Genomic DNA, 3,490 nt, shown 5'->3' on the forward strand with positions numbered 1-3,490 from the left:
CTGAAACACAGCGACTGTTTTGGCCGATGAATAGAGGTTGTAGGTTTTCTCGTCATCGAGCGGAATCAAGTTGATTTGGTTTTCACCACCCGACGCAGGTTCATACAGCGTGTTGCCAGCCGCATCGACATGCAGCGGACGCCCGTTTTTGAAAATCAGGTTCATCGCAGACTGAATGACAGTCAGCGTTTTCAGGCCCAAAAAGTCGAATTTCACCAAGCCCGCTTGCTCAACCCATTTCATGTTGAACTGCGTGGCCGGCATATCAGAGCGCGGATCTTGGTACAGCGGCACCAGCATATCGATCGGCCGATCGCCGATCACAACACCCGCCGCGTGCGTAGACGCGTTTCTGAGCAAGCCTTCGACCTGTTGGCCGTAGGTGAGCAGACGGTCGATGACCTCTTCGTTTTTGGCTTCTTCGCGCAGGCGCGGCTCGTCTTTCAGCGCTTGCTCAATCGAAACGGGTTTGACGCCTTCAACAGGGATCAGTTTCGACAAACGATCCACTTGCCCGTAAGGCATTTGCAAAACACGCCCGATGTCCCGCACAGCGGCTTTCGACAACAGCGCACCAAATGTGATGATCTGGCCGACTTTGTCGCGCCCATATTTGTCTTGCACATAGCGGATCACTTCCTCGCGGCGGTCCATGCAAAAGTCGATATCGAAGTCGGGCATGGACACACGTTCAGGGTTCAAGAACCGCTCGAACAGCAAAGAATAGCGCAAAGGATCAAGGTCGGTGACGGTCAGCGCGTAAGCCACAAGACTGCCCGCACCAGAGCCACGGCCCGGCCCCACCGGAATGCCCTGATCTTTGCCCCATTTGATAAAGTCGGCAACGATCAAGAAGTAGCCCGGAAAGCCCATGCCCTCGATGATATCCAGCTCGAAATCCAGCCGCGCTTGGTATTCTTCGACAGAAACCGCATGGGGGATCACCGCCAAACGCGCTTGCAAGCCTTCATTGGCTTGGCGACGCAGTTCCACCACCTCGTCATCGGCAAATTTCGGCAAAATAGGGTCGCGTTTGTAGGTCTTGAACGCACAGCGCTTGGCAATTTCAACCGTGTTTTCAATCGCCTCCGGCAGATCCGCAAACAGCGTCGCCATTTCCGCGGGCGATTTGAAATAGTGTTGCGGCGTCAAACGACGACGGGGTTCCGATTGATCCACATATGACCCGCTTGAGATACAAATCAGCGCATCATGGGCCTCATACATTTCCGTTTTCGGGAAATAGACATCGTTGGTCGCAACCAACGGAATATCCATGGCATAGGCGGCTTCAACGAACCAACGTTCGGTGGCCATTTCGCCTTGCGTGTATTGACCGTTTTCACCGGGGTGGCGCTGCAATTCCATGTACAAACGATCGCCGTAGATCGCATGCAACCGCTCGATCAACACCTTGGCTTTCGGCAGTTGGCTGGCTTGGATCAACTGACCCAAAGGCCCATCCGCGCCCCCTGTCAGGCAAATCAACCCTTCGGAATATTGTTCCAATTCGTCCAATGTCACCTGCGGCAACTGCCCGCCATTGTCGACATAGAGACAGGAATTGAGCTTCATAAGATGCTCATAGCCCGCCTCGCTCTTGGCCAACAAAACAATGGGCGCAGGCAGGCGCGGCTGTTCACCAGGGGCAGGCACATCAAAGGCCACATCCACCTGACAGCCCACGATGGGCTGCACCCCAGCGCCCGAGGCGTATTCCGAAAACTCCAGCGCACAGAACAGATTGTTGGTGTCTGTCACGGCGACAGCAGGCATGCCCATATCAGCCACCATGCCGCTGAGTTTCTTCAGCTTCAGCGCCCCCTCAAGGAGAGAATACTCGGTATGGGTGCGCAGGTGTATAAATGTGGGTGTGCTCATTTGGGCAAGCTACATGAAGGCACAGGGTGGGGCCAAGCGCAAAATCGACCATCGGCAATCGGACGCTTTGCTTAAATATTGACCAAACGGACAATCCTTGCGCAGAATTATGGAACGAATCCCTTGCAAAAAAGCACCAGCCCTCGTTTCCTAATCAAAAGAGACACGTTTTCCGCCGCATCGGACGTGCCTCATGACAAAAGAAAGCGGCAGGCCAAAGACATGGAGATTACCTTCCGCCTCAATGGCGAACGCGTTAAGTCCACTCAAAACCCAACCGACACGTTACTTGATTATTTGCGAGAAAAACGTGGCCTCACTGGGACCAAAGAAGGCTGTAATGAGGGCGACTGTGGTGCTTGCACGGTCATCGTTGAAGACGAAACAGGCCCCGTCCCGCTCAATGCCTGCATTTTGCTGATGCCCCAGTTGCACGGGAAATCAATCACAACGGTTGAAGGCCTCGCCTCCCAAGACAAGCTCCACCCTGTCCAAGACGCCATGATAGACGAGCACGGTTCTCAATGTGGGTTTTGCACTCCTGGCATTGTGATGTCTTTGGCCGCGGCACACGCTTCAGGTGACACGGACATCGAAGACGCATTGGCGGGCAACTTGTGCCGCTGCACGGGCTATGCGCCCATTTTGCGCGCCGCCCAAAAAGCGGCCCTGACTGCCCCTGACACCAAAACCCCGTTTGAGCCGCTCGAGGCGCCTGCACTGCTAGAGCGCCCCGAATCTATCGACGAATTGGCGGGTATTTATGCTTTGCGCCCCAACGCGACCTTGATTGCGGGCGCCACCGATGTTGGCCTTTGGGTCACAAAACAGCTGCGCAATTTGGATGACGTGATTTTCCTAAACGGGGTGACAGACCTCAAAGGCATCACAGAAACGCCTGACGCATTTGTCATCGGCGCGATGACCCCGATTTCGGACTTGGCCCCCTTGTTTGCCACGTCCTGCCCGTCTTTGTCGGAAATGTTCCGGCGGTTTTCGTCCAAACAAGTGCGCTCGGCCGCGACCCTTGGCGGCAATATCGCCAACGGCTCACCGATTGGCGACAGCCCGCCGCCATTGATTGCACTGAATGCCAGCGTCACTTTGCGCCGTGGTGAGGACAGTCGCACCATTGCCTTGGAAGACTTCTTTGTTGAATACGGCAAACAAGACCGCGCGCCGTCCGAATTTGTCACCCATATCACCATTCCCAAAGCTGGCTTGTCAGACCTCAAGGTCTACAAACTGTCCAAGCGGTTCGATCAAGATATTTCCGCCGTTTGTGGCGCGTTTAATATCACCGTTGAGAATGGCACAGTGACCGAAGCGCGCATCGCCTTTGGCGGCATGGCAGGCACGCCAAAACGCAGCGATGCTGTTGAGGCGGCTCTTATAGGCCAGCCGTGGACTGAAGCCACAATCGACGCGGCCCTGCCCGCCTTTGATCAAGATTATCAGCCGATGACGGACATGCGCGCCTCAGCCGAATACCGCCAAACCACAGCGCAAAACATGCTCAAACGCGTGTTTGCGGAAAGCTTGGGTCAAACGGTTTCGGTGCTGGATGTTCGGGGAGAGGCCTCATGAGTGTTGGCAAATCCCTAACCCA

The 3,490-nt window shown here is 55.2% G+C and carries 2 protein-coding genes; one reads left to right on the forward strand and one right to left on the reverse strand.

The features are described from left to right. Positions 1 to 1,881 (reverse strand): DNA polymerase III subunit alpha (gene dnaE, locus ABF287_RS16260; protein WP_347186047.1); only part of this gene is annotated, 1,881 nt, incomplete at its 3' end. A gap of 222 nt (positions 1,882 to 2,103) precedes the next feature. Here dnaE and xdhA point away from each other — a divergent pair. Further along, complete coding sequence (xdhA, locus tag ABF287_RS16265; RefSeq protein ID WP_347186048.1) at positions 2,104 to 3,468, forward strand: xanthine dehydrogenase small subunit; 1,365 nt, start codon at positions 2,104 to 2,106, stop codon at positions 3,466 to 3,468. The last annotated feature ends 22 nt before the right edge of the window (positions 3,469 to 3,490 follow it).

The sequence above is a fragment of the Pacificibacter sp. genome (assembly GCF_039769035.1).
Lineage (GTDB): Bacteria > Pseudomonadota > Alphaproteobacteria > Rhodobacterales > Rhodobacteraceae > Celeribacter.

Coding starts and splice junctions, on each gene's coding strand:
- xdhA (WP_347186048.1), top strand. CDS start 2,104: ATGGAGATTACCTTCCGCCTCAATGGCGAACGCGTTAAGTCCACTCAA.